The organism is Actinomyces sp. oral taxon 448 str. F0400, from assembly GCF_000220835.1.
GTDB lineage: Bacteria > Actinomycetota > Actinomycetes > Actinomycetales > Actinomycetaceae > Actinomyces.
In genome coordinates this window covers 1,354,791-1,376,408 of the sequence record NZ_GL985606.1, presented here as the reverse complement: position 1 = coordinate 1,376,408, position 21,618 = coordinate 1,354,791, and the positions used below count along the sequence as shown (strand labels likewise).

General features: G+C 69.7%; 16 protein-coding genes. 7 read left to right on the top strand and 9 right to left on the bottom strand.

Going from position 1 to position 21,618, the window contains the following annotated elements; translation table 11 throughout:
* Nucleotides 1–2: 2 nt before the first annotated feature.
* The 7 genes from HMPREF9062_RS05890 to HMPREF9062_RS05860 all read right to left on the bottom strand — a co-directional run bounded on the left by HMPREF9062_RS05890 (nucleotide 3) and on the right by HMPREF9062_RS05860 (nucleotide 8,291).
* A complete protein-coding gene (locus HMPREF9062_RS05890) occupies nucleotides 3–2,072 on the bottom strand; it encodes a glucose PTS transporter subunit IIA (protein ID WP_009749155.1) in 2,070 nt (689 codons plus the stop codon).
* Nucleotides 2,073–2,108: 36 nt separating this feature from the next.
* The gene (locus HMPREF9062_RS05885; RefSeq protein ID WP_009749154.1) at nucleotides 2,109–3,803 is read right to left on the bottom strand and encodes an alpha,alpha-phosphotrehalase; all 1,695 of its coding nucleotides are present in this window, start codon (nucleotides 3,801–3,803) and stop codon (nucleotides 2,109–2,111) included.
* A gap of 559 nt (nucleotides 3,804–4,362) precedes the next feature.
* Nucleotides 4,363–4,761, bottom strand: a complete 399-nt coding sequence (locus HMPREF9062_RS05880; protein ID WP_009749152.1) for a hypothetical protein — start codon at nucleotides 4,759–4,761, stop codon at nucleotides 4,363–4,365.
* Nucleotides 4,762–4,778: 17 nt separating this feature from the next.
* Nucleotides 4,779–5,558 (bottom strand): SDR family NAD(P)-dependent oxidoreductase, encoded by a 780-nt coding sequence (locus tag HMPREF9062_RS05875; RefSeq protein ID WP_009749151.1) that lies wholly within the window; start codon nucleotides 5,556–5,558, stop codon nucleotides 4,779–4,781.
* A gap of 67 nt (nucleotides 5,559–5,625) precedes the next feature.
* Entirely contained in the window at nucleotides 5,626–6,411 is a 786-nt protein-coding gene (locus HMPREF9062_RS05870; protein ID WP_009749150.1) for a TetR/AcrR family transcriptional regulator, read from the bottom strand.
* 69 nt (nucleotides 6,412–6,480) lie between these two features.
* Complete coding sequence (locus HMPREF9062_RS05865; RefSeq protein ID WP_009749149.1) at nucleotides 6,481–7,269, bottom strand: ABC transporter permease; 789 nt, start codon at nucleotides 7,267–7,269, stop codon at nucleotides 6,481–6,483.
* Between the two features lie 20 nt (nucleotides 7,270–7,289).
* The gene (locus HMPREF9062_RS05860) at nucleotides 7,290–8,291 is read right to left on the bottom strand and encodes an ABC transporter ATP-binding protein (protein ID WP_034253835.1); all 1,002 of its coding nucleotides are present in this window, start codon (nucleotides 8,289–8,291) and stop codon (nucleotides 7,290–7,292) included.
* A 217-nt stretch (nucleotides 8,292–8,508) separates the two neighbouring features.
* Between HMPREF9062_RS05860 and HMPREF9062_RS05855 the strand changes: the two genes are divergently transcribed.
* From HMPREF9062_RS05855 to proC, 3 genes are all read left to right on the top strand, one after another.
* Nucleotides 8,509–9,879, top strand: a complete 1,371-nt coding sequence (locus tag HMPREF9062_RS05855; RefSeq protein WP_009749147.1) for an alpha-amylase family protein — start codon at nucleotides 8,509–8,511, stop codon at nucleotides 9,877–9,879.
* An 88-nt stretch (nucleotides 9,880–9,967) separates the two neighbouring features.
* The gene (locus HMPREF9062_RS05850; protein ID WP_009749146.1) at nucleotides 9,968–10,714 is read left to right on the top strand and encodes a sulfite exporter TauE/SafE family protein; all 747 of its coding nucleotides are present in this window, start codon (nucleotides 9,968–9,970) and stop codon (nucleotides 10,712–10,714) included.
* Nucleotides 10,715–10,771: 57 nt separating this feature from the next.
* Nucleotides 10,772–11,599: a pyrroline-5-carboxylate reductase gene (gene proC, locus HMPREF9062_RS05845; RefSeq protein ID WP_009749145.1), complete on the top strand. Its 828-nt coding sequence runs from the start codon at nucleotides 10,772–10,774 to the stop codon at nucleotides 11,597–11,599.
* A gap of 73 nt (nucleotides 11,600–11,672) precedes the next feature.
* Here the strand turns inward: proC and HMPREF9062_RS13775 are convergent, their stop codons facing one another.
* Nucleotides 11,673–12,524, bottom strand: coding sequence for a hypothetical protein (locus HMPREF9062_RS13775; protein WP_034253830.1), 852 nt, complete (start codon nucleotides 12,522–12,524; stop codon nucleotides 11,673–11,675).
* A gap of 190 nt (nucleotides 12,525–12,714) precedes the next feature.
* On the bottom strand, nucleotides 12,715–14,097 hold the full coding sequence (locus HMPREF9062_RS05835) for an MFS transporter (RefSeq protein WP_009749144.1): 1,383 nt from the start codon (nucleotides 14,095–14,097) through the stop codon (nucleotides 12,715–12,717).
* 45 nt (nucleotides 14,098–14,142) lie between these two features.
* On the opposite strand from HMPREF9062_RS05835, the gene HMPREF9062_RS05830 reads away from it, so the two are divergent.
* From HMPREF9062_RS05830 to HMPREF9062_RS05815, 4 genes are all read left to right on the top strand, one after another.
* Nucleotides 14,143–14,703: an RrF2 family transcriptional regulator gene (locus HMPREF9062_RS05830; RefSeq protein WP_009749143.1), complete on the top strand. Its 561-nt coding sequence runs from the start codon at nucleotides 14,143–14,145 to the stop codon at nucleotides 14,701–14,703.
* An 85-nt stretch (nucleotides 14,704–14,788) separates the two neighbouring features.
* The gene (gene valS / locus HMPREF9062_RS05825) at nucleotides 14,789–17,593 is read left to right on the top strand and encodes a valine--tRNA ligase (RefSeq protein WP_034253827.1); all 2,805 of its coding nucleotides are present in this window, start codon (nucleotides 14,789–14,791) and stop codon (nucleotides 17,591–17,593) included.
* A 226-nt stretch (nucleotides 17,594–17,819) separates the two neighbouring features.
* A complete protein-coding gene (locus HMPREF9062_RS05820) occupies nucleotides 17,820–19,709 on the top strand; it encodes an AMP-dependent synthetase/ligase (RefSeq protein ID WP_034254775.1) in 1,890 nt (629 codons plus the stop codon).
* Complete coding sequence (locus HMPREF9062_RS05815) at nucleotides 19,706–21,577, top strand: AMP-dependent synthetase/ligase (protein ID WP_009749140.1); 1,872 nt, start codon at nucleotides 19,706–19,708, stop codon at nucleotides 21,575–21,577. Before HMPREF9062_RS05820 ends, HMPREF9062_RS05815 begins: the two co-directional genes overlap by 4 nt.
* Nucleotides 21,578–21,618 lie beyond the last annotated feature (41 nt).

Sequence of the window (21,618 nt, the reverse complement as noted above, 5' to 3'; positions counted from 1 at the left end):
CCTCAGGCGCCGACTGGATCCCGGCGTCCCAAACGCACCTTCTTGACCTCATGGCTCTGGCCCTCCTCGAAGTCCGACTGCTTGAAGCCGAAGAAATACGTGCACGCGAAGGAGACGACGAGCGTCACCATGGAGGCGATCCAGAACCCGGTGAAGCTGGAGTCCATGCCGTCGGGGTTGACGAAGGACGGGAACCCGGCGAAGGCGCCGGTGAAACCGTACATGTTGACGTTGAACAGGCCGGTGAGCAGGCCGCCGGCGGCGCCGCCGATCGACGCGGTGATGAAAATCCGCCCGTACTTGAGGTTGAGACCGTACATGGCCGGCTCGGTGACGCCGCAGAAAGCGGAGATCGCGGCGGGAGCCGCCATGCTCCTGATGCGGGCGTTCTTGATCTTGAGCCAGACCGCCAGCGCACCGCCGCCCTGGGCGATCATTGTGGCGGAGACGATCGCGTTGAGGTGAGAGGAGCCGTCGGTGGCAAGCTGGGACGAGATGATGGGAATGACGGCCCAGTGCAGACCGAAGATGACCAGGCACTGGTAGAAGCCGCCGATGAGCAGACCCGCAAGCGTGTAGTTGAAGCCCAGGACCGCGTTGATGGCCGCCGCAATACCGCCGGAGATGAACATGACGATGGGTCCGAAGACCAGCAGGATGAGGGCGGAGACCACGAAGATCTCGATCAGGGGCCCGAAAATCGGACGGATGACGGCGGGCAGGGCCTTCTTGAGCCGGGGCTCGACCTTGGTGGCCAGCCAGGCGGCCACGATGATGGGGAAGATCGAGTAGGCGTAGGCGTTGCCCTCCGGCAGCGCGACGGGAATGCCGAAGAAGTCGGCGTTGAACACGGTGCGCCCCACCTGGGCCACGATGTGATAGCCCTCGTCATCGGTGGTCGCCATGGTCACCACCGAGGGGTAGCACAGCACGCCGCCGATGATCGCCACGACGATGGGGTTCGAGCCCAGACGCCGAGCGGCGGTGAAGCCGACGATGATGGGGAGGAAGAAGAACATCGACGAGCTCATGGCGTCGATGAATCGGTAGGTGTCGGACGCCTCGGCCACGACCTTGAACTGAACGAGGAGCGCCAGAAGTCCCTTGAGGATTCCGGAGGCCGCCAGCACCCCGACGATGGGGATCATCGAACCGGTGATGACTCCGATGAGCGAGGAGAAACCGAACTTCACCCAGCCCCAGGCGGTGGTGGGACGCTCGACGAGCTGGACGGGCGGGGCGTCCTGTCCTTCGCCTGCGATGTGGGGCAGCTGCTTGACGACGGCGTCGTAGACGTCCTCGACCTCCGGGCCGATGACCACCTGGTACTGGCCGCCGGCCTTGGCCACGTCGATAACACCCTCGGTGTCGGCCACCGCGGCGTCGTCTGCCAGCGACTGATCCTTGAGGTAGAAGCGCACCCGAGTGATGCAGTGGATCACCGAGCTGACGTTGTCGGGACCGCCGATGTTCTTGATGATGCCGTGAGCGGTGGCGTCGAAGCCGGTCAGACCGTCGTCGGGCGCGTCGCGGGCGGCCTCATCGGCGGCCGCCGGGGCGGAGTCGGCCTCGGACTGCTGCGAGGGGTCCGCGGCCATGGCCAGGCCGATGGCGTCGCCCGCCTGAACCGGGCCGGTGGTGACGTCGATGCCCGAAAGTCGCTGCGCGGTGTTGGTGATGGCGAAGATGATGGTGGTGTCCTTGCCGGCCTCGGTGATGGCGTCCAGGTTCATGGTGCCCAGGGGCTGGCCGGCGCTGACGGTCTGCCCGGCGGCGACGCCGAGGTCGAAGGGCTTGCCCTCGAGCTCGACGGTGTCCACCCCCAGGTGCAGCAGAACCTCCAGGCCCTGAGGAGTGGAGAAGCCGAGTGCATGGCCGGTGCCGGCCACCATCACCACGGTGCCGTCCACCGGGGCGAGCACCTGAACTGTGCCGGTGGTCGGCCGGATTCCGAGACCCTCCCCCATGGTCCCGGCGGAGAAGACGGGATCAGGGACGTCGGCGAGTTCGATCGCCTCGCCTGTGGCAGGTGCGACGATTCGCATCTGCCTGTCATGCGCGTCATCGGACATGATTTTTCCTTTCGGTGCGGGTCGGTTACAGGGGAGTCAGGGGGCCGTCACGCGAGGGCCGAGAAGGGCCAGCGCCTCGTAGGGGCGCAACTGCATCCGCGGACGCAGCGGTGGGGCCGGGTAGTTGGAGATGAGTACTTCGGCGTCGAGAAGGTCCTCGGGCACGTCGATCTCGGTTTCGTGCCCGCGGAAGCTGCAGATGACCAGCAGATGATGCCGCTCGTGGCGGCGAATGTAAGCCAGGACGTCCGGGTGGTCGGGGGCGTAGGGCTCGTAGGTCCCCTCGGAGACCACGGGCATGGTCTTGCGCAGGGCGATGAGCCTTTTGTAGTAGGGGAGGATGCGCCCAGACGCCTCCTCGCGGATGACGTTGACCTCTGCCTGGTCGGTGGGGCGCAACCAGGGGGTACCGTCGGTGAATCCAGCGCCGGTGCTCGCGTCCCACTGCATGGGGGTGCGGGCGTTGTCGCGGGCCTTGGCGTGGACGATCCGGAAGGCCTCGTCCGCTTCGCGGCCCTCCTGGAGCAGCTCGATGAAGGCGTTGCGGGCCTCGACGTCGACGTAGTCCTCGATGCTCGTGTAGCCGGGGTCGCTCATGCCGATCTCCTCGCCCATGTAGATGTAGGGGGTCCCGCGCATGAGGTGGATGGCGGTGGCGAGCATGGCGGCCGACTCGTAGCGGAAGCGGTCGGGGTCGCAGAAGCGGTTGATGGCGCGGGGCTGGTCGTGGTTGTTCCAGAACAAGGCGTTCCAGCCGCCGCCGGCCTGGAGCCCGAGCGTCCAGTCGTTGAGGATCCTCTTGAGGGCCAGAACGTCGGGCGTCATAAGCGTCCACTTGCGACCTTCGGCGTAGTCGACCTTGAGGTGATGGAAGTTGAAAACCATGGACAGTTCGTGATTCTCGGGCCGGGTGTACTCCACGCATGCGGCGATACTGGTCGAGGACATCTCCCCCACCGTCACCGAGTCGGGGTCCTGACCGAAGCTGGCCTCGTTGAGCTCACGCAGGTAGGTGTGGACGAGAGGGCCGTCGGTGTAGACGGCTCGGTCATCGGTGCCCGCCGGCGCATCGATGAAGGGCTCGGGCTTGCCGATGAGGTTGACGACATCGAAGCGGAAGGCGCGCACGCCCCGGGCGCGCCAGAAGTTGACGACCTCCGCGGCACGAGCGCGCACCTCAGGGTTGTGCCAATCGAGGTCGGCCTGACCCGGGTCATAGAGGTGGAGGTAGTACTCGCCTGAGCGCGGGCGCCCGCCCTCGTCAACGGGGCCGAAGGGCGCCCAGGCGGGTCCGCCGAACTTGGAGACCCAGTTGGTGGGCAGTTCGGTGGGCGGGGATCCTTCCTCTCTCGCGGGGCGGATGTAGTAGTAATCGCGGTAGCGCTGCTCCCCGGCCAGAGCCCGCTGGAACCACTCGTGCTCGGTCGAGGTGTGATTGAGGACCATGTCGAGCATGACCCCGATGCCGTGGGCGTCCAGGGCTGCGACGAGGTCGTCGAAGTCCTCCAGGGTGCCCATGACCGGGTCGACGGCGCAGTAGTCGGATACGTCATAGCCGTTGTCCCGCCCGGGTGAGGGGAAGAACGGGTTGAGCCAGACGTAGTCGACGCCGAGGGAGGCGATGTAGGGGACCTTCTCGACGATCCCACGCAGATCGCCGACGCCGTCCCCCGTGGAGTCGCGGAAGGACCGCGGATAGATCTGATAGACGACGGCGTCTTTGAAAGACATGGCTCCCCCCGAATCCCGTCACCGGTGCTGGAACCGGCAACGGCACGGACGACTTGTGCATATGAGTACTTGTGCATATAAGTACACATCAGAGACCTTGCCCATATCAATGAGACTTGCATCACATTGTGCACGTCATGGCGAGATCCGCTCGCACCGTCCTGTTATGAGATCCTGATCACATGTCTCTCACCCGCTCCAGGCCCTCATGCCGCACGGCGCTCGACGGATGACCGCCTGACCGTCCAACGTACGCCCGCCTCGCGGACACCGACTCACCAGGTCCGCATGATTCCGCGGTTCTGACGAGTCCGGCCGCGCAGCGCAGACGCTCGTGCGCAACGGAGTCGTCGACGCGCGGGAGGTCCTCCGACGGCGGCGCCCACATCCATCTGATCGCCATTGTTCCGACGAATCGTCGGGATATACGGGTGAAAGCGTGCTTCCCTCGCGCGCATTCGCTCCGGCCCCCGGCAGCGTGTCCTCCCCTCGCCCGTCCGGCCGCCCGACGCCGGTTGAAGCCGCGCCTCACCGCGCCCGGCTCCCGACCCCGGCCGCCTCAGCCCGCGTCGTCCTCCTCGTCATCGTCGTCCTCGTCCTCAAGGGCCCCGTCGTCGGCATCGGAGTCTGCGACATCGGGCCCCCGGGGGACGGGAGCGGCCGATCCGTCGGGCCAGGACGACCCGTACGGGTCGTCCTCCTCCTGAAAGTCGCCATACCGAGGGCCATCGATGCCGAACCACGGGACCGGCTGATCGTCGTCCTCCCGCTCATCCTGGTCGGGCCCCCACCGTCTCGCGCCGTCGGCGGCCGGCGCGCTCCGTCCGGGACTCGCAGCGGCGGACGGCGGGACGGCTTGGGGAAGAATCGAGGTGACGGCAGTATCGGCAGCACCGACGGCATCCGGGCCGGCGACGGGTCGGATGCCATCCGGAGCCGCGGGGCGGGGCGCGCCCATCGCTGCTCCTTCCGATCTCAGCCGCGGGCGACAACTGTGTTGGACGCCTGGGCCCGCGGGCGCACGATCATGGAGTCGATGTTGACATGGGCGGGGCGCTCCAGCGCCCAGGTGATGCACTCGGCGATGTCCTGCGCGCTCAGGGGGCCTTCGACCCCGGCGTAGACGGCGTCCGCGCGCGAACGGTCCCCGTGGAAGCGGTTGAGGGAGAATTCGCTAGTGGCGACCATGCCCGGCGCGATCTCGATGACGCGCACCGGCTCGCCGACGAGCTCGACGCGCAACGTGTTGGCGATAATCCGCTCGCCATGCTTGGCGGCCACGTATCCCGCTCCGCCGGGGTAGGTGCCGTGGGCAGCGGTCGAGGTGAGGAAGACGACGTCGCCACCGCGCTCGCGCATGAGCGGGAGAAAAGCGCGGGTGACGCGCAGCGCCGCCAAAACATTGCGCTCGTACATGGTCAGCCACTCCTCGGGGTCGCCATCGGCGACCGGGTCGGCGCCGAGCGCGCCGCCCGCGTTATTGACCACGGCGTCGACCGGGCCGTCTTCGAGCACCCGGGCGGCGAGGGCGTCGACCTCGCCCGGGCTCTGAAGGTCGGCGGCGACCCATGTGCATCCGGTCTCGGCCGCGAGCGCCTCCAGGCGCTCGACGCGACGGGCCGTGGCGACCGTCTCCCAGCCGTGGGAGCGCAGCAGCCGAACGGTGGCCTCGCCGATCCCGGTGGAGGCGCCAGTGACGAGGGCCCGACGGGGGCCCGGGGTCGATTGGATCTGCGACTGATTCGACTCGTTCACGGTCCCATCCTGCCTCGGATGTCCGGGCCGTCGCACGGCCCCCGAGGCGGACCGCGGCCCTCCGGGCTCAGGGGGCTGTACGGGCCCTGGAACCGGGGTTCGCCCCGAGCAGCCTGGCGCAGACAGCCCGCACGAGGGGCGAAACCTGGTCGGGGCTTGTCGCAGCGGAGGTGATCGCGCCCAGCAGCGTGATGGCGATGAGGGCGAAAGCGGTCTCGGTGTCCTCCGTCGTAGCGATCTCCTCTCCCCGAGACCGGGCCACCCGAGCGGCCGCGGTCTCCAGGGAGTGGCGCCAGCCCTCGGCCAGCACCTCGCGGGAGTCCTCGTGACGCACCGCGTACAGGCAGATCTCGAGCTGGAGGAGGACGTCCTCAATGGGAATCTCGTCAAGATCGATCACCCAATCGCCGTCGGAGAGCCCGTCCTCCCGAGCCTGCCCGGAGCGACAGCGGGCCACCTCGAGGAAGACCGCCTCCTTGGAGGGGAAGGAGGCGTAGAAGGCCCCCTTGGTGAAGCCGGCGGCCGCCGCGATATCGGCCACAGAGGCGCGCTCGTAGCCCTTGGCCGCGAAGACACTTCCGGCCGCCTCCAACAGTCGGCGGCGGGTCTCCTCCGAACGGCCCCGACTGCCGTCGTGTCCGGAGGACGTCCCGCCCATCCTCTGCGCGGCCACCACGAGCGAGTCGGCCGCCTTGCGCATGGATCCGGCGACGGCGGCCTGGCTCGTTCGCGCCGACGCCTCGGCGGCCGAGCGCGTGAAGTCGCCGAGCGCCTCGTTGAGGGCGCGCGTGGCGGCGCGAACCTCCTCGAGGGCGTCGTCGCCGGAGGCGTGTGAAGAGTCCCGGGTGGCCATGACCCCACTGTAGACGAGCCACGGGGGAGGCGGCCGCCGACGATCCGGACGACCGCCTCCGTGGCCGCGTCAGGATCGGCGCCCCAGGGCCCATGACGCCGCCGCTACGGCGAGGACGGCCCAGACGCCCAGCACGATCCAGGCGCGGGCGGTCATGACGGCCTCCTGGGAGCACAAACCCGCGCGTACGACTCGTGCCATCGGCTCGAAGGGCAGCCACTCGTGCACGCCGCGGGCCCAGCCCGGCAGTCGAGAGGCCGGGAAGGAGAAAGGCGAGAAGAGCATGATGACGAAGACGAGGACCTGTGAGAGAACCTGCGCCACCGGCGGGGCAAGGAGATTGGCGACGGCGTAGCCGATGCACGCGGATGTCAGGGCGACCAGGAGCGCACCGGGGACGAGCCACCAGGCTGGGTCCAGAGCGACGTCGAAACGGGCGGCCCCCACGGCGACGCCCAGAACGAGGCCGGGCAGGGCCATGACGGTCCACAGAAGGAGGTCCGCCAGGAGGAAGGAGACCCGTGGCACGGGAAGGGTGCGCATCCAGTCCAGGCTCCCCTCGGTGCGCGCTTGACTGACCCACTGGGGCGCCATGATGAGGCCGATGGTGATCAGGGAGATGGCGGGAGCGCCCGTGGCCAGGTAAAGGCCCGCCTCGTGGCCCGCGTCGCCGGCGATGAGCCCGTAGCCCAGGACGGTGGCGACCGCCATGAGGGTCTGGACGACCATGACCAGCGGAAGCTGGGGCAGCGAGCGGCGCAGCTGCCACCGCATGAGCAGGGCGGTCTGACGCCATACGCCGGCCGTCGGCAGCTGCTCCTGTCCGGCCGGTGCGGCCGTGGTCGTGGGTTCGCTCATGGGTGCGGTGGCGGTTGCGCTCATGCCTGCTCCTCCTTGTTGCCGGCGTCCTGATCGTGATCGTGGTGATGGTCCGCGTGTGTGGTGAGCTCGACGTAGACGTCCTCCAGGGAAGTCGGTTCGAGGCTGTAGCGCTCGATGGCGCCCTCCTCTCGCAGGCGGGAGACCCAGGCCACAGCATCGGTCTCGCGGCCGGCGGGGACGCCGAAGACGGTGCGCGAGCCCTCGGTCCGGTCGACGCCCAGCCAGGGCGGGGGCTCGAGGACAGCGCCCGGGTGCGCCAGGACCTCCAGGACGACGGGGTGGGCTCGAGAGGAGACGAGCTCGTCCGGAGCGCCTCGGGCGATGACGCGACCGGAGTCGAGCACGGCGAGACGGTCGACCGCTCGGGCCGCTTCGCGCACGTTGTGGGTGACCAGCAGGACCGCGGCGCCGTCGTCGGCCAGCACGCGGATCTGCCTCCACAACAGGCGGCGGCGCACCGGGTCGACGTCGTTGGTTGGCTCGTCGAGGATGACGAGCCTGCCGGGTTCGACGGCGCACATGGCGAAGGCTGTCAGGCGCGCAATGCCGCCGGAGACCTTCTGGGCCGGCGTGCGGGCCCACCGGCCCAGGTCGAGGACCTCGATGAGGCGGGCCGCACGGATGCGGGCACGGCGCGCCCCCGCCCCGCGAATGCGGCCGACGAGCTCGATGGCGCGCTGCGGCGTGAGCCCGGTGATCGGGACGTTGGCCTGGGCCTGGACACTCGTGACGCGCCGCGCGGCGGCGGGATGGGCGACCGCGTCGATGCCGTCGAGGACGATCGACCCCGAGGTGGGGCGCGTCAGGCCCACGATCTGGTTGACCAGCGTGGTCTTGCCCGCGCCGTTGTGCCCGAGCAGGCCGACGATCTGACCGGCGCGGATGTTCAGCGAGACGGCGTTGTTGGCGTGCACCGCGTGCGCGCCGGTGCCGAAGCGCTTGTGGAGGTCGGTGATGGTGAGCAGGTCCATTGCCGCACCTGCTGTGCCTGCGCTCATGTGGGGCTCCTGGATTCTCGACGGCGGCACGCAATTGATATACTCATTAGTATCGTTCGTGCCGACTGGAACATACCATATGGTATCACCTGGCGACCCCCATGCCCGCCCTCCCCGCGGTCCGCACGCGGTACCGTGACCGCATGCACGCCGACGACGCCGAGCCCCTCCCCCCGCCGACCAACAGCCTCGGCGAACTCCGGGCGAGCCGGAGTGGGTGCGCTACGCCATCGCCTGGCACGTCATGCCGCTGGGGGCGGTGGGAGCGCCCGCGCTGTGCCCGCACGGGGATCCCGACGATCCGGACTCGCCCGCCGGAGCGATGGCCGGCGAGCATCGGTTGCGGCGCCTCATCGAGTGGCTCGACCATCTCGTGGCTCTCGGCTGCAACGTGCTCATGCTCGGCCCCGTCTTCCATTCGATGTCCCACGGCTACGACACGGTCGACCACATGCGCGTCGACCCTCGCCTGGGCACGAACGAGGATCTGCTCACCCTCATCGAGGCGGCCCACCGCCGGGGCGTGCGAGTCATGCTCGACGGCGTGTTCAACCATGTCGGGATCGACCACCCCGCCTTCGCGGCGCTCCCCCGGGTCGGCCCCGACTCGCCGCAGGCCCGCATGTTCCGCCTGACCTGGCCCGGCGGCGCGCGGGCGTGGAGCCCCGGTACCGCCCCGGAATACGAACGCTTCGAGGGTCAGGACTGGCTGCCCGAGCTCGACCACTCCTGCAAGGCGGTGGCCGATCTCGTCGTCGACATCATGACCCACTGGTGCTCGCTCGGCGTGGACGGCTGGCGCCTGGACGCGGCCTACGCCGTCGACCCCGTCTTCTGGACGCGGGTGCTGCCCCGCGTACGTCGTGCCCACCCAGGGGTCTACGTCGTCGGCGAAGTCATCCACGGCGACTACGCGGGCATTGTGGCCGCCTCGGGCATGGACTCGGTGACCCAGTACGAGCTGTGGCAATCGATCTGGCACTCGCTGGCCGAGGCGAACTTCTACGAGCTGGACTGGACACTGCGCCGTAACGCCGAGCTGCTGAGGAGCTTCGTACCCTGGACCTTCATCGGCAACCACGACACGACCAGGATCGCCTCTCAGCTGTCCGACGAGCGCCGCGCCCCCCACGCGCTGGCCCTGCTCATGACCCTGCCGGGCACGCCCGCGATCTACTACGGAGACGAGGACGGCCTGCGCGCCGTCAAGGAGGAACGTCTGGGCGGGGACGACGCCATCCGCCCCGAACTGCCCGCTTCGCCCCGACAGCGCGACGGCGGGGCGATGCGCGCCCTGCATCGTGAGCTCATCGCGGTGCGGCGCCGGCTGCCGTGGCTGCACGACGCCGACGTCGACGTGCTTCATCTGGATAACACAGTCGTATCGCTGCGCATGCGCGAGCGATCCCCGCTACCCGGGGCGGCGGCCGAGGAGGCCGTGACGGCCCTCAGCCTTCAGGAGACCGAGGTCTGGCTGCCCACCGCGAACCACCACCGTCCCCTGGCCTCGACTCACGACGCCTCGCCGCCGCGGCCTGAGCGCAACGGCGTCATCCTACCGCCGACCGGCTGGGCGGTTCTGGGCTGAGATCCGCCCGCCCCTCCCGCGAATCCGCCCCGACCAGTCCGTCCATTTGTCCGGACTTCTCGCCTGGTGGACGCCTTAGACTTCGAGTGTGATTCCCACCGTCTCGACTGCGGGCTGGTGCCTGCTGGTCGTCGCCGCCATCGCCGTCGGCATCGCCAAAACCGCCCTGCCGGGAGCGGCCACGCTCGCGGTGGCCCTGTTCGCCGCGGTCCTGCCCGCCAGGGCCTCCACCGGCGCCCTGCTCATCCTGCTACTCGTGGGTGACGTGGTCGCCATCGCCGCCTACCGCCATGACGCCGACTGGGCCACCCTGCGTCGCCTGGTGCCGGGAGTTGTGCTTGGCCTCGTCCTCGGAGCGGGATTCCTGACGCTCGCCGGCGACCGGGCGACGGCGGTGCTCATCGGCGCGCTCCTGCTCGTCCTGATCGCGGTGACGCTCACCCTCATGCGCCGCGCCGGGACGTCGGTGGCCCGGGGGAGGACAAGCCGGCTCCTCTACGGCACCCTGTCGGGGTTCACAACGATGACGGCCAACGCCGGCGGCCCGGTGATGACCATGTATCTGCTGGCCTCACGGTTCGCGGTGGCCCCTTTCCTGGGCACGACCGCCTGGTTCTTCTTCGCCGTCAACGTCGTCAAACTGCCTCTATCCATCGGCCTGGGCGTCATCCGCGTCGAGACCCTGCGGCTGAACGCCGTCCTGGCGCCCGTCGTCATCGTCTCCGCCCTGGCCGGCCGACGTCTGGCCATCCGGATGAATCAGAATCTGTTCGACCGCCTGGTCACCGCCCTGACCGTCGTGTCCGCCGGCTATCTCATCGTCGGCGCGATGTGAGGCGGCGGTCGCGTCCCGCCTCCGGACTCCCGCGGCTCAGCGCACTAGGCTGGGGGGATGAGGACCTACGGCTTCATCGGCGCGGGCAGCATGGCGGATGCGATCATCCGGGGGGCGGTCGCATCCGGGGTCCGGGCGCAGGACCTGGCGATCACCAGCGCTCACGACTCGGCCCGGCGCCTGGCGGAGCGGACCGGAGCGGTGCACCTGGAGAACTCCGCCGCCCTGGCCAGGCAGTGCGATGCGGTCGTCCTGGCGGTCAAGCCCCATGTGGTGCCGGACGTCCTCGTCCAGATCCATGATGCCGTCGCCGCCCATCGTCCCCTGGTCGTCTCGATCGCCGCCGGTGTGACTCTTGAACGAATCGAGTCCCTGCTACCGAGCGGAACCCGGGTGGTGCGCGCCATGCCGAATATGGCCGCCGCGGCCGGCGAGTCGATGACGGCGCTGGCCGCGGGCAGGAGCGCCACACGGGAGGATCTGGAGGACGTGCGCCGCCTGATGAGCGCAGTCGGACGCACCGTGACCATGGCGGAGAAGAACTTCTCCGCCTTCGTCGGCCTGGCCGGCTCCTCCCCCGCCTTCGTGCTCACCTTCATCGAAGCCCTGGCACGCGCCGGTGTCATGGACGGGATCCCGAAGGCTCAGGCCGTCGAGATCGTCACCCAGGCGGTCCTCGGCTCGGCGCGCATCGTCCAGGTCGAGGAGACCCGGCGGGCCGACGGCGCGGCGGGCCGCACACCCGCCGACCTGATCGACGCCGTGTGCTCCCCGGGCGGGACGACGGTAGCCGGTGTGGTGGCCATGGAGCGGTCCGGCTTCTCCAGCGCCGTCATCGACGCCTTCGAGGCGACGGTCGCACGCGATCGCGAACTCGGAGCCTGAGACCGCAGATCCCCGCACGGTCCCGGAGACGACGGGCGGGGCGGGCGCGCCCGGCCGGGGATCACTGAGGGAATTACTCCGAGCCCTCGGATGGGGGTTCGCTCGCCTCCTGCGTCGGCGTGGGCGGCTTCTCGAGGTACGCTGTCGACGGGGAGGCCGGTTGCCTCGGGGAGCTGGAGCCCTCCTCGGACGACCCGCCGGACTGCTCGTCCGTCGTACCGGATTGCCAGTTGGCCGCACCGTAGGCCGCCCCGCCGTCGGTGTCCGCGCCGGCGGTCCCCCGACCGCCGCCGGTCCGGCCGCGCACAGGAGCCTCGTCGGTCTCGTCGGCGGGGGAGCCGGAGGGGCCGGTCGTCCCGGCACCGTCGAAGACCTCGTCGGGAACGGCGGGCGGGGAGGCGGCGGACGCCGGCGCGGAGGGGATGGGACCGTCCTGGTCGTCATCGGCGGCGACGCTCGAGGCGCTGGGGCTGGTCGTCCCGCCGGTGCCGGTGGGGTGCGGCGTCGGCGACGGGCGCCCGGCCTCGGCGGTACTGCCGGTCGTCGGGGAGACAGCGTCCGGGCCGCCGCCCTCCCGGCTGCCGGAACCGGGCACGGCGACAGCAACGGCGACCACGGCCGCGAGACCAACGACTGCCGCGGCGGCGATCCGCACGCGGAACGGCGAGGACGGACGTCCGACTCGCGCGGCCGGCGCGGCAGCCGGCATCCCCCGGAAGCGATCGTCGGCGGCGTCCGACTCGGCCGGCCCGATGACGGGCTCGTCGATGGGTTCGATGGCGCCGGTGTCCTCGCGCAGGCGACGCTGCGCCTCCAGCTCTGGAGTATCTGCGGACACCGAGGTCGCCGGGGAGGAGGCGGGGGCGGACTCCGGGAGGGGGGCGGGGGATGTCCCGGACGAAGCCGCCTGAGGGCACTCGTCCACGGGTTCTCCTCTCAGTCGTTCGGGAAACCGGGAATGGGGATGGATCGCTGCGCTGATCAGCGGGTTGCTTACAACAGAACGATAACGTCATTGTGAAGACGTTTCACCTCCTCCTCGCAGCCGCGAACGTGGCTCTCGTCCTATCGATCCCGCCCCATCGCGGGGCTCGCGTTGGGCCGCGATAGCGTTCTCAGCCCCGACGGCGCCTACCGGCGACCGCCATGACCGCCAGCAGCAGGAGAACGTCGACGATGAGGGTGAGCGCCATGGCGATGCGGTGCCCGTGCTGGGCCGCCAACGAGTAGTAGAGGGTCCCCAGGAGGGCGACCCCCGCCGAGGCCGCGAACTGCTGGGCCGTCGTCACGATGCCGCTGGCGACGCCCGCCTTCGGCGTCGGGACGTCGGACAGGGCCACCCCGATCAGAGTGGGCAGGACGAGACCGTTGCCCAGGCCCGTCAGGCACACCGCGACGACGACGCAGGCGAGGATCGGCGCGCCGGGCGTGAGCAGGCCGACAATCGCCACCGCGAGCCCGCATACCGTCGTCGCGGTGCCGGCGCGAACCGCTCGAGGCCTGTCCCGCGCCACCCAGGAGCGCAGGAGCAGGGAGCTGAGCGCGAAGGTGGCCCCCGACGGAGCGAAGACGAGGCCCGCGTGCAGGGGGTCGAGTCCCTCGCCCCGCTGCAGCAGTATGGTCAAGCGGAACATGAAGGCGGCGAAGTAGGCCATGAAGAGCACCGACGACACGGTGCCGCGCACGAGTGACGGCTCGGTCAGGACCGACCGCTCCAGGAGGGGATCGCCTCCCCGGCCCTCCAGACGATCCTCCGCCCGCATCACCGCCCACACGACGGCGCCGCCCAGGATGGGCCCGCCCCACATCCACAGCGGCCAGTCGTTCTGACGTCCCAGGACGAAGGGGATGAGGATGAGCGCCATTCCGATGGCGAGCCCTCCCTGGGCGGGGACATCGAGGGCGGGGGCGTGCTCACGTCTGAACCCCGGAAGGACGCGCAGGGCCGCTACCGCGGTCGCCGCCACGACGGGGACGTTGACAAGGAAGACTGTCCTCCAGCCCAGGCCGGCCAGGTCGATGTGGACGAGCCAGCCGCCCAGGACCTGTCCCGCGATGGCCCCGACACCAGTGGCGACCCCGTACCACGCCATCGCCCAGCCGCGGCGGGAGGCAGGCAGGAACACGTTCACGCAGGCGAGGACCTGGGGGATCATTACCGCCGCGGCGAAGCCCTGGGCCACGCGGGCCACGACGAGCAGGCCCGCCGACCCGGCGGCGCCGCACAGCAGGGAGGTCAGGCCGAACAGCGTCAGCCCGCACAGATAGACCCGCCGCTGGCCGTACAGATCCCCCAGACGTCCACCGGTGACCAGAGCGGAGGCGTAGGCGAAGGCGTACCCGCCCACGACCATCTCGAGCTGGGCGTCACTGGCGCCGAGAGCCTCCTGGATGGACGGCGCTGCCACATTGACGACGAAGAAGTCGAATTGTCCCATGAAGGCGGCGACGAGAACGGTCGCCAGCAGGACTCCGTCACGATATTTTATCGACATCATGTGTCTACAATATCTATATGAGGAAGACTGTGCAATACTCACCGCATGCGCGTCTCGAGGGGGGTCGAGTGGGCCCTGCACACAGTCATGCTGCTGGCCCAGGCGCCTGCCGGCTCATGGACCTCCCGGCGGACCATCGCGGACTTCTACGACCTTCCCGACCCCTACCTGGCGAAGTACCTCAAACGGCTGGTCTCCGCGAGCATCCTCCTGGCGGTGACCGGGCCGCGGGGCGGCTACAGGCTGGCCGCCCCGCCCGAGAAGATCTCGGCGCTATCGGTCTTCGAGGCCATTGAGGGCTCGGGGCCCGCCTTCGTGTGCGAGGAGATTCGATGTCACGGCACGGGCGCGGCCACGCCGGAGGAGTGCCGGCGCACATGCGTGGTCCACGCCCTCATGGACGAGGCCGACGCCGCCTGGCGGGCGCGGCTCGCCGAACGAACGGTGGCCGACCTCGTCGGCGTCCTGCCGAGCACGTTGAGAACCCGGACCCGCGGCATCCTGACCGCCGCCCGACCCTCGACGATCCAACGCCTCTCCGCGCGATCACAACCTCAGCCGCGCCAGCCTCGATCCACTCCGCGGGACGAGGAGCATCGTTCGTAGGCGGCGTCGCCCGTAGCCCACCTCACAGCCAGGCGCGGCGGCCCCTCCTCGGGCCGCACCGTCGGCCCATGACAGAATCGGCGCCATGTCTGGAACCGATCACTCTCCTCGCCTCCTCCCCTCCGAGCTCCACGGGCCTCGAGTCCCCGCCAGAGTGAGCACCGAGGGCCTGGAGAGCGCATGGGGGCGGCGCTGGGAGGACGAGGGCACCTACGCCTTCGACCGGTCCGCGCAGCGCCACGAGGTCTTCTCCATCGACACCCCGCCTCCCACGGTCTCCGGCTCCCTGCATGTGGGCCACGTCTTCTCCTACACGCACACCGACACCATCGCCCGTTTCCAGCGCATGCGGGGCAAAGCCGTCTTCTACCCCATGGGCTGGGACGACAACGGCCTGCCCACCGAGCGCCGCGTGCAGAACTACTTCGGCGTGCGCTGCGACCCGGCCCTGCCCTACGACCCCGACTTCACCCCGCCGCGCTCGGGCGACGAGGGCGCGTCGGTCAAAGCCGCCGATCAAATCCCGATCTCGCGACGCAACTTCGTCGAGCTGTGCGAACGCCTGACGGTCGAGGACGAGGCGCAGTTCGAAGCCCTGTGGCGCCGCCTGGGCCTGAGTGTGGACTGGACGCAGCACTACCAGACCATCGGAACGCGGGCCCGCAAAGTCGCCCAAGCAGCCTTCCTGCGCAACCTGGCGCGCGGCGAGGCCTACCAGGCGGCTGCGCCGGGCCTGTGGGACGTGACCTTCGGCACCGCGGTGGCCCAGGCCGAGCTGGAGTCGCGCGACTACCCCGGCTTCTACCACCGTCTCGCCTTTCACCTCGTCGACCCCGCCGCTGCCTCGCAGGCCGCCGCAGCCGGCGCCCCCGTCGAGGAGGGCCCGACCGGCACCAGGGACGTCTGCGTCGAGACGACCCGCCCCGAGCTCCTGCCCGCGTGCGTCGCCCTGGTCGCCCATCCCGACGACGAGCGATTCAAGCCGCTGTTCGGCACGATGGTCGCCTCCCCCGTCTTCGGCGTCGAAGTCCCCGTCCTGCCCCACCCCGAGGCGGAGATGGACAAGGGCGCCGGCATCGCCATGTGCTGCACCTTCGGGGACACCACCGACATCGACTGGTGGCGCGATCTCGACCTGCCGCTGCGCGCCATCCTGCGCAAGGACGGCCGCCTGGAGATGCAGACACCGGCATGGATCACCGACGCCCGCGGTCGCGAGGTCTACGCCGCCATGGCCGGCAAGACCGCCTTCACCGCTCGCGCGATCCTCGTCGAAGCGCTCACGGTCGGCGGTGAGATGCGCGGCGAGCCGGTCAAGACGGTGCGCCAGACCAACTTCTACGAACGCGGGGACAAGCCCCTGGAGATCGTCACCTCCCGCCAGTGGTACATCCGCAACGGGGGCAGGCCGTGGATCAACCCCACCAGCGGGGAGGACCTGAACACCGAGCTGATCGAGCGCGGTCGAGAGCTCGACTTCCACCCCGACTTCATGCGCGTGCGCTACGAGAACTGGGTCGCCGGCCTGAGCAACGACTGGCTCGTCTCCCGCCAGCGCTTCTTCGGCGTGCCCTTCCCCCTATGGTACAAGGTCGGCGCTGACGGCGAGGTCGACTACGGGACCGTCCTCACCCCCGACGAGTCGATCCTGCCCGTCGACCCCTCGAGCGATGCGCCCGCCGGTTACACCGAGGAGCAGAGGGGCGCGCCCGGCGGCTTCATCGGCGAGATGGACATCATGGACACATGGGCCACCTCTTCCCTGACCCCCCAGCTGGCCTGCGGCTGGCTGACCGATGAAGACCTCTTCTCCCGCGTCTACCCCATGGACCTGCGCCCCCAGGGGCAGGACATCATCCGTACATGGCTCTTCTCCTCCGTGGTGCGCGCGGACCTGGAGTTCGGCGCCCTGCCGTGGAAGCACGCGGGGCTGTCGGGCTGGATCCTGGATTCCGAGCACAAGAAGATGAGCAAGTCCAAGGGCAACGTCGTCACCCCCATGGGCCTGCTGGACCGGTACGGCTCGGACGCGGTGCGCTATTGGGCGGCCCGCGCCCGCCTGGGCCTGGATGCGGCCTTCGAGGAGGCTCAGCTCAAGGTCGGGCGCCGTCTGGCCATCAAGATCCTCAACGCCTCCAAGTTCGCCCTGTCCATGGGCGTGCCGTGGGACGCCGATGAAGCGGTGCTGGCGGCTCAGCCCGCTCCGAGCCTGGAGGCGGGCGGGGTCACCGAGCCCATCGACCGGGCCGTTCTGGCCGCACTGGCCGACGTCGTCGACGCCGCGACCGCCGCCTTCGAGGACTTCGAGCACGCCCGCGCCCTGGAAGTCGCGGAATCGCTGTTCTGGACCTTCTGCGACGACTACATCGAACTGGTCAAGGACCGCGCCAACGACTTCTCCGGCTCCCATGATGCGACCGCCGTCCACTCCGCCCGTACGGCGCTGGCGATCGCCGTGGACACGTTCGTGCGGCTGTTCGCCCCCTTCCTGCCCTTCGTCACCGAGGAGGTGTGGTCCTGGTACCGCACCGGCAGCGTGCACCGCTCCGCCTGGCCTCAGGCAGCGGGACTGCGGGCGGCTGCGGGCGGAGCCAACGCGGGCCTCGTCACCCGCGCGGGCCTCGCGCTGGCGGCCCTGCGCAAGGTCAAGTCGGAGGCCAAGACGAGCCAGCGGACCCCGATCCTGTCGGTCGCAGTCACCGCGGAGCCCGCGGTGGCCGACGCCATCGAGTCGGTCCGCACCGATCTGATCGAGGCGGCCAAGGTCACAGGCCCCTTCGAAGTGGCCCGCACCCCTGCCAGTGCCGATTCCTCCGTCTCCCCGGTGTCGGTCACGACCGTCGAGCTCGGCGAGGCCCCCGCCAGGTCCAGGAGCACGAAGCGCTCCTGACCCGCGCGCCCCGACACGACGGCGCGCGGGGACGGCTGACGGGAGCGGCCTTCCAAGCGCCTTTCGATAACGTGATATCCATCATTAATATGACGAATCGTCATATGCAGCCGGATCCACGGGCGGACGGAGGTCGCTGCGTGCGATGGTTCTCTCCATCGTGTCCGCCCTCGCATATGGTGTCGCCTGTCAGAATGACCCGGTGACTCCACGAACCTCCTCCCCCATGCCGCAAGCGACCGCACCGGTAGCAGGTTCCCCTTCCGTCGTCGACGGCGTCTCGGCCAGCCCGCTCGCCAAGGAGCCCGAACCCACCTGGACGATCCCATGGCTGCTGGCCGACCGGATCGCCCGCGCCCCGGGCTCGACGATCATCGAGCGCAAGACCGGGCTGGGGCACTCCTGGTCCACGGTAACGGCGCGCAGCTTCGGCGAGGACGTCGCCCGTGTCGCCTCCGGCCTGGTGGGGATGGGTCTGGAGCCGGGGCAGTGCGTGAGCATCATGGCCCACACCTCCTATGAGTGGACGCTGCTCGACATGGCCATCGCCCGGGCGGGACTGATCTCCGTGCCGATCTACGAGACCGACTCCGCCTCCCAGGTGCAGTGGATCCTCACCGACGCGGACGTGCGGCTCGTGATCACCGAATCGGCCGCGCTAGCCGAGCTGGTGCGAGGCGCCGCGGAGGCCCGGGCCGCCTCCAATTCCTCCGACGTCCCCGAGGTCCGGGTGCTCTCCCTGGATCGGGACGCCATTACGACCATCTCGGCGGCGGGGAGGACGGTGCCCCGCACCGTCCTCGACGAACGCACCGATGCGCTCAGAGGCGAGGACGTGTACTCCATCGTCTACACCTCCGGCACGACCGGCAGACCCAAGGGCGTGGAGATCACCCACCGGATGGCCGCGGGCCTGGGCTGGAACGGCGTGCGGTGGCTGCCCGATCTACTTCTGGCCCCCAGCACCCGCCTTCTGCTCTTCTTGCCCCTGGCGCACTCCTATGCGCGGTTCCTCCAAATCCTGGCGCTGGCGGGCAACGGCGTGCTCGGACACACCCCGGACGTCGCTACGCTTCTGCCCGACCTGGCTGCCTTCGCCCCCACCTACATCCTGGCGGTTCCCCGCGTCCTGGAGAAGATCTACAACGCCGCCGATGCCAAGGCAGGCAGCGGCGTGAAGCTCAAGACCTTCCGCTGGGCCGCCAAGGTCGCCATCGAGTACTCCCGGGCCCTGGACACCTCCGAGGGTCCCTCCCCCAGGCTGGTGGCCGCCCACGCCCTGGCCGACCGTCTCGTCTACCGCACCATCCGGGCCCTGCTGGGCCCCAACGCCCGCTACGCGATCTCCGGGGGCGGCCCCCTGGGGCCGCGTCTGGGCCACTTCTACCGGGGCGTGGGGATCATCATCCTGGAAGGATACGGCTTGACCGAGACCATCGGCCCGACCAGCGTCAATCTGGACACCCTCAACAAGATCGGCACGGTGGGTCCGCCCGTATGCGGCAACAGTGTGCGCATGGGAGCCGACGGCGAACTGGAGGTCACCGGCCTGGGAGTCTTCCCCCGCTACCACAACAACCCCGAGGCCACGGCCGAGGCCTTCACGTCGGACGGCTGGTTCCGCACCGGCGATATGGGCTCGATCGACTCCGACGGCTGGATCACCATCAACGGTCGCAAGAAGGAGCTCATCGTGACGGCGGGCGGCAAGAACGTCGCCCCCGCCGTCCTCGAGGACCGCCTGCGCGGCCACCCCCTGGTCAGCCAGGTCCTCGTCATCGGCGACGGAGAACCCTTCATCTCCGCTCTAGTCACTCTGGACGCGGAGATGCTGCCGGGCTGGCTGCACAACCACGGTCTGCCGGAGATGAGCGTCGTCGAGGCGTCGACCAACCCGCAGGTACTGGCCGCTCTCGATCGGGCGGTGGCGCGCACCAACCGCGCAGTCTCCCGCGCCGAGTCGATCCGCGCCTTCCGAGTGCTCACCAACGACTTCACCCAGGCCAACGGCCTGCTCACCCCGTCACTGAAAGTCAAACGCAACCAGGTCATGAAGGAGTACGCCGGGACGATCGCCGACATCTACGCCTCGACGAGGAAGGGACCGCAGGAGTGAGCACCGCGCCGATCTCCCCCGGACGTCCAACGTCCCCGGACTCCGCACCGGCCCACGAATTCTCCGCCCCGCTGCTCGTTCCCACCCGCGCGGGCATGACCGGCCCGTGGGCGCTGGCCGAGCGGGCGCGCCGCAACCCGGATGGCGCCCTCATCGCGCGCAAGGCGTCTCTGGGTCGCTCCTGGCGGGACATGAGCGCGACCGCCTTCCGCACCCAGGTCCGAGAGGTCGCTGCCGGTCTCGTGGCGCGTGGTCTGATGCCCGGTGACGCCGTCGGCATCATGGCCCGCACCTCCTACGAGTGGACGCTGCTGGACTTCGCGGCCTGGGAGGCGGGGCTCGTCGTCGTCCCCGTCTACGAAACCTCCTCGGCGGAGCAGGCCCGCTGGATCCTCACGGACGCCGGCGTGCGTCTGGTCGTCGTCGAGGACGCGACCATGGAGACGATGCTGACCTCGTTGACGGGTACAGCGCCCGAGCTGGCGGACCTCCACGTGCTATCCATCGCCAGAGGGGCACTGACCGACCTCGTCATGGACGGCAAGGACATCGACGCAGCCGACCTCGATCGCCGGACCGCCCGCCTGACCAGCGCCGATCCGGCCACCATCGTCTACACCTCGGGAACGACCGGGCGTCCCAAGGGCGCCGAGCTCACCCACGGCAACCTCATCCACCTGGCCGTCAACGCCTGCGCCCATTTGCCGGAATTCCTCCAGGCCGAGCAGGTGCGCACTCTGCTCTTCCTGCCACTGGCGCACGTCCTGGGCCGCTTCATCGAACTGCTGGTCGTCTGTTCCCCGCGCGGGGTGCTCGGGCACACCCCGGACGTGAAGAATCTGGTGACCGATCTGTCCACCTTTCGGCCCACCTTCGTCACGGCGGTTCCACGCATCTTCGAGAAGATCTACAACGCCGCCGACGCCCGGTCGACCGGTCCGAAGCAGAAGATCTTCCGCATGGCCGCCGAAACAGCGATCGCCTACTCGCGCGCCCTGGACGCCCCGGGCGGGCCGCGCCGGACGCTGCGAGCCGAACGGGCCATCTTCGACCGTCTGGTCTTCTCCGCCCTGCGGGACCTGTTGGGGGGCCGGGTCACCCACGTCATCTCCGGCGGCGGTCCGCTGGGCGAGCGCCTGGGCCACTTCTACCGGGGCGCCGGGGTGACGGTACTGGAGGGCTATGGACTGACTGAGACATCCGCTCCCTGCACGGTCAATCGGCCGGCCGCCACACTCATCGGCACCGTCGGGCAGCCTTTGCCGGGCACTGCGGTGCGCCTGGACGACGACGGGGAGATCCTCCTCAAGGGAATCGGCGTTCTCGGCCGCTACCGCAACAACCCCGAGGCCACCGCCGAGGCCTTCACGCCGGACGGCTGGCTACGAACCGGCGACCTCGGCTCCTTCACCGCCGAGGGCTTCCTGCGGATCACAGGCCGCAAGAAGGAGATCATCGTGACAGCGGGCGGCAAGAACGTCGCCCCCGCCGCTCTCGAGGACCGTCTGCGCAGCCACCCCCTGGTCAGCCAGGTCCTGGTGGTGGGGGACGCGCGCCCCTGCGTCGGCGCTCTGATCACCCTGGACGCGGAGATGCTCTCGGGCTGGCTCGCCGGCCATGGGCTGGAGGACATGGACCCGGTCGAGGCCGCTCGGGACCCGCGGGTACGCTCCGCGCTGGAACGGGCAGTCAGTCGAGCGAACCGAGCGGTCTCGCGGGCCGAGTCGATCCGCACCTTCACGGTGCTGCCCGGCGATTTCACGGTCGCCAACGGTCTGCTCACGCCCTCGCTCAAGGTCCGACGGGCTCAGGCTCTGGACCGCTTCGCCGACCAGATCGACGCCCTCTACACTCGCGCGATCTCTTGATGTCCAGCCGGCCGGCGGCCCGAACCCGGCGTCAGTAACTA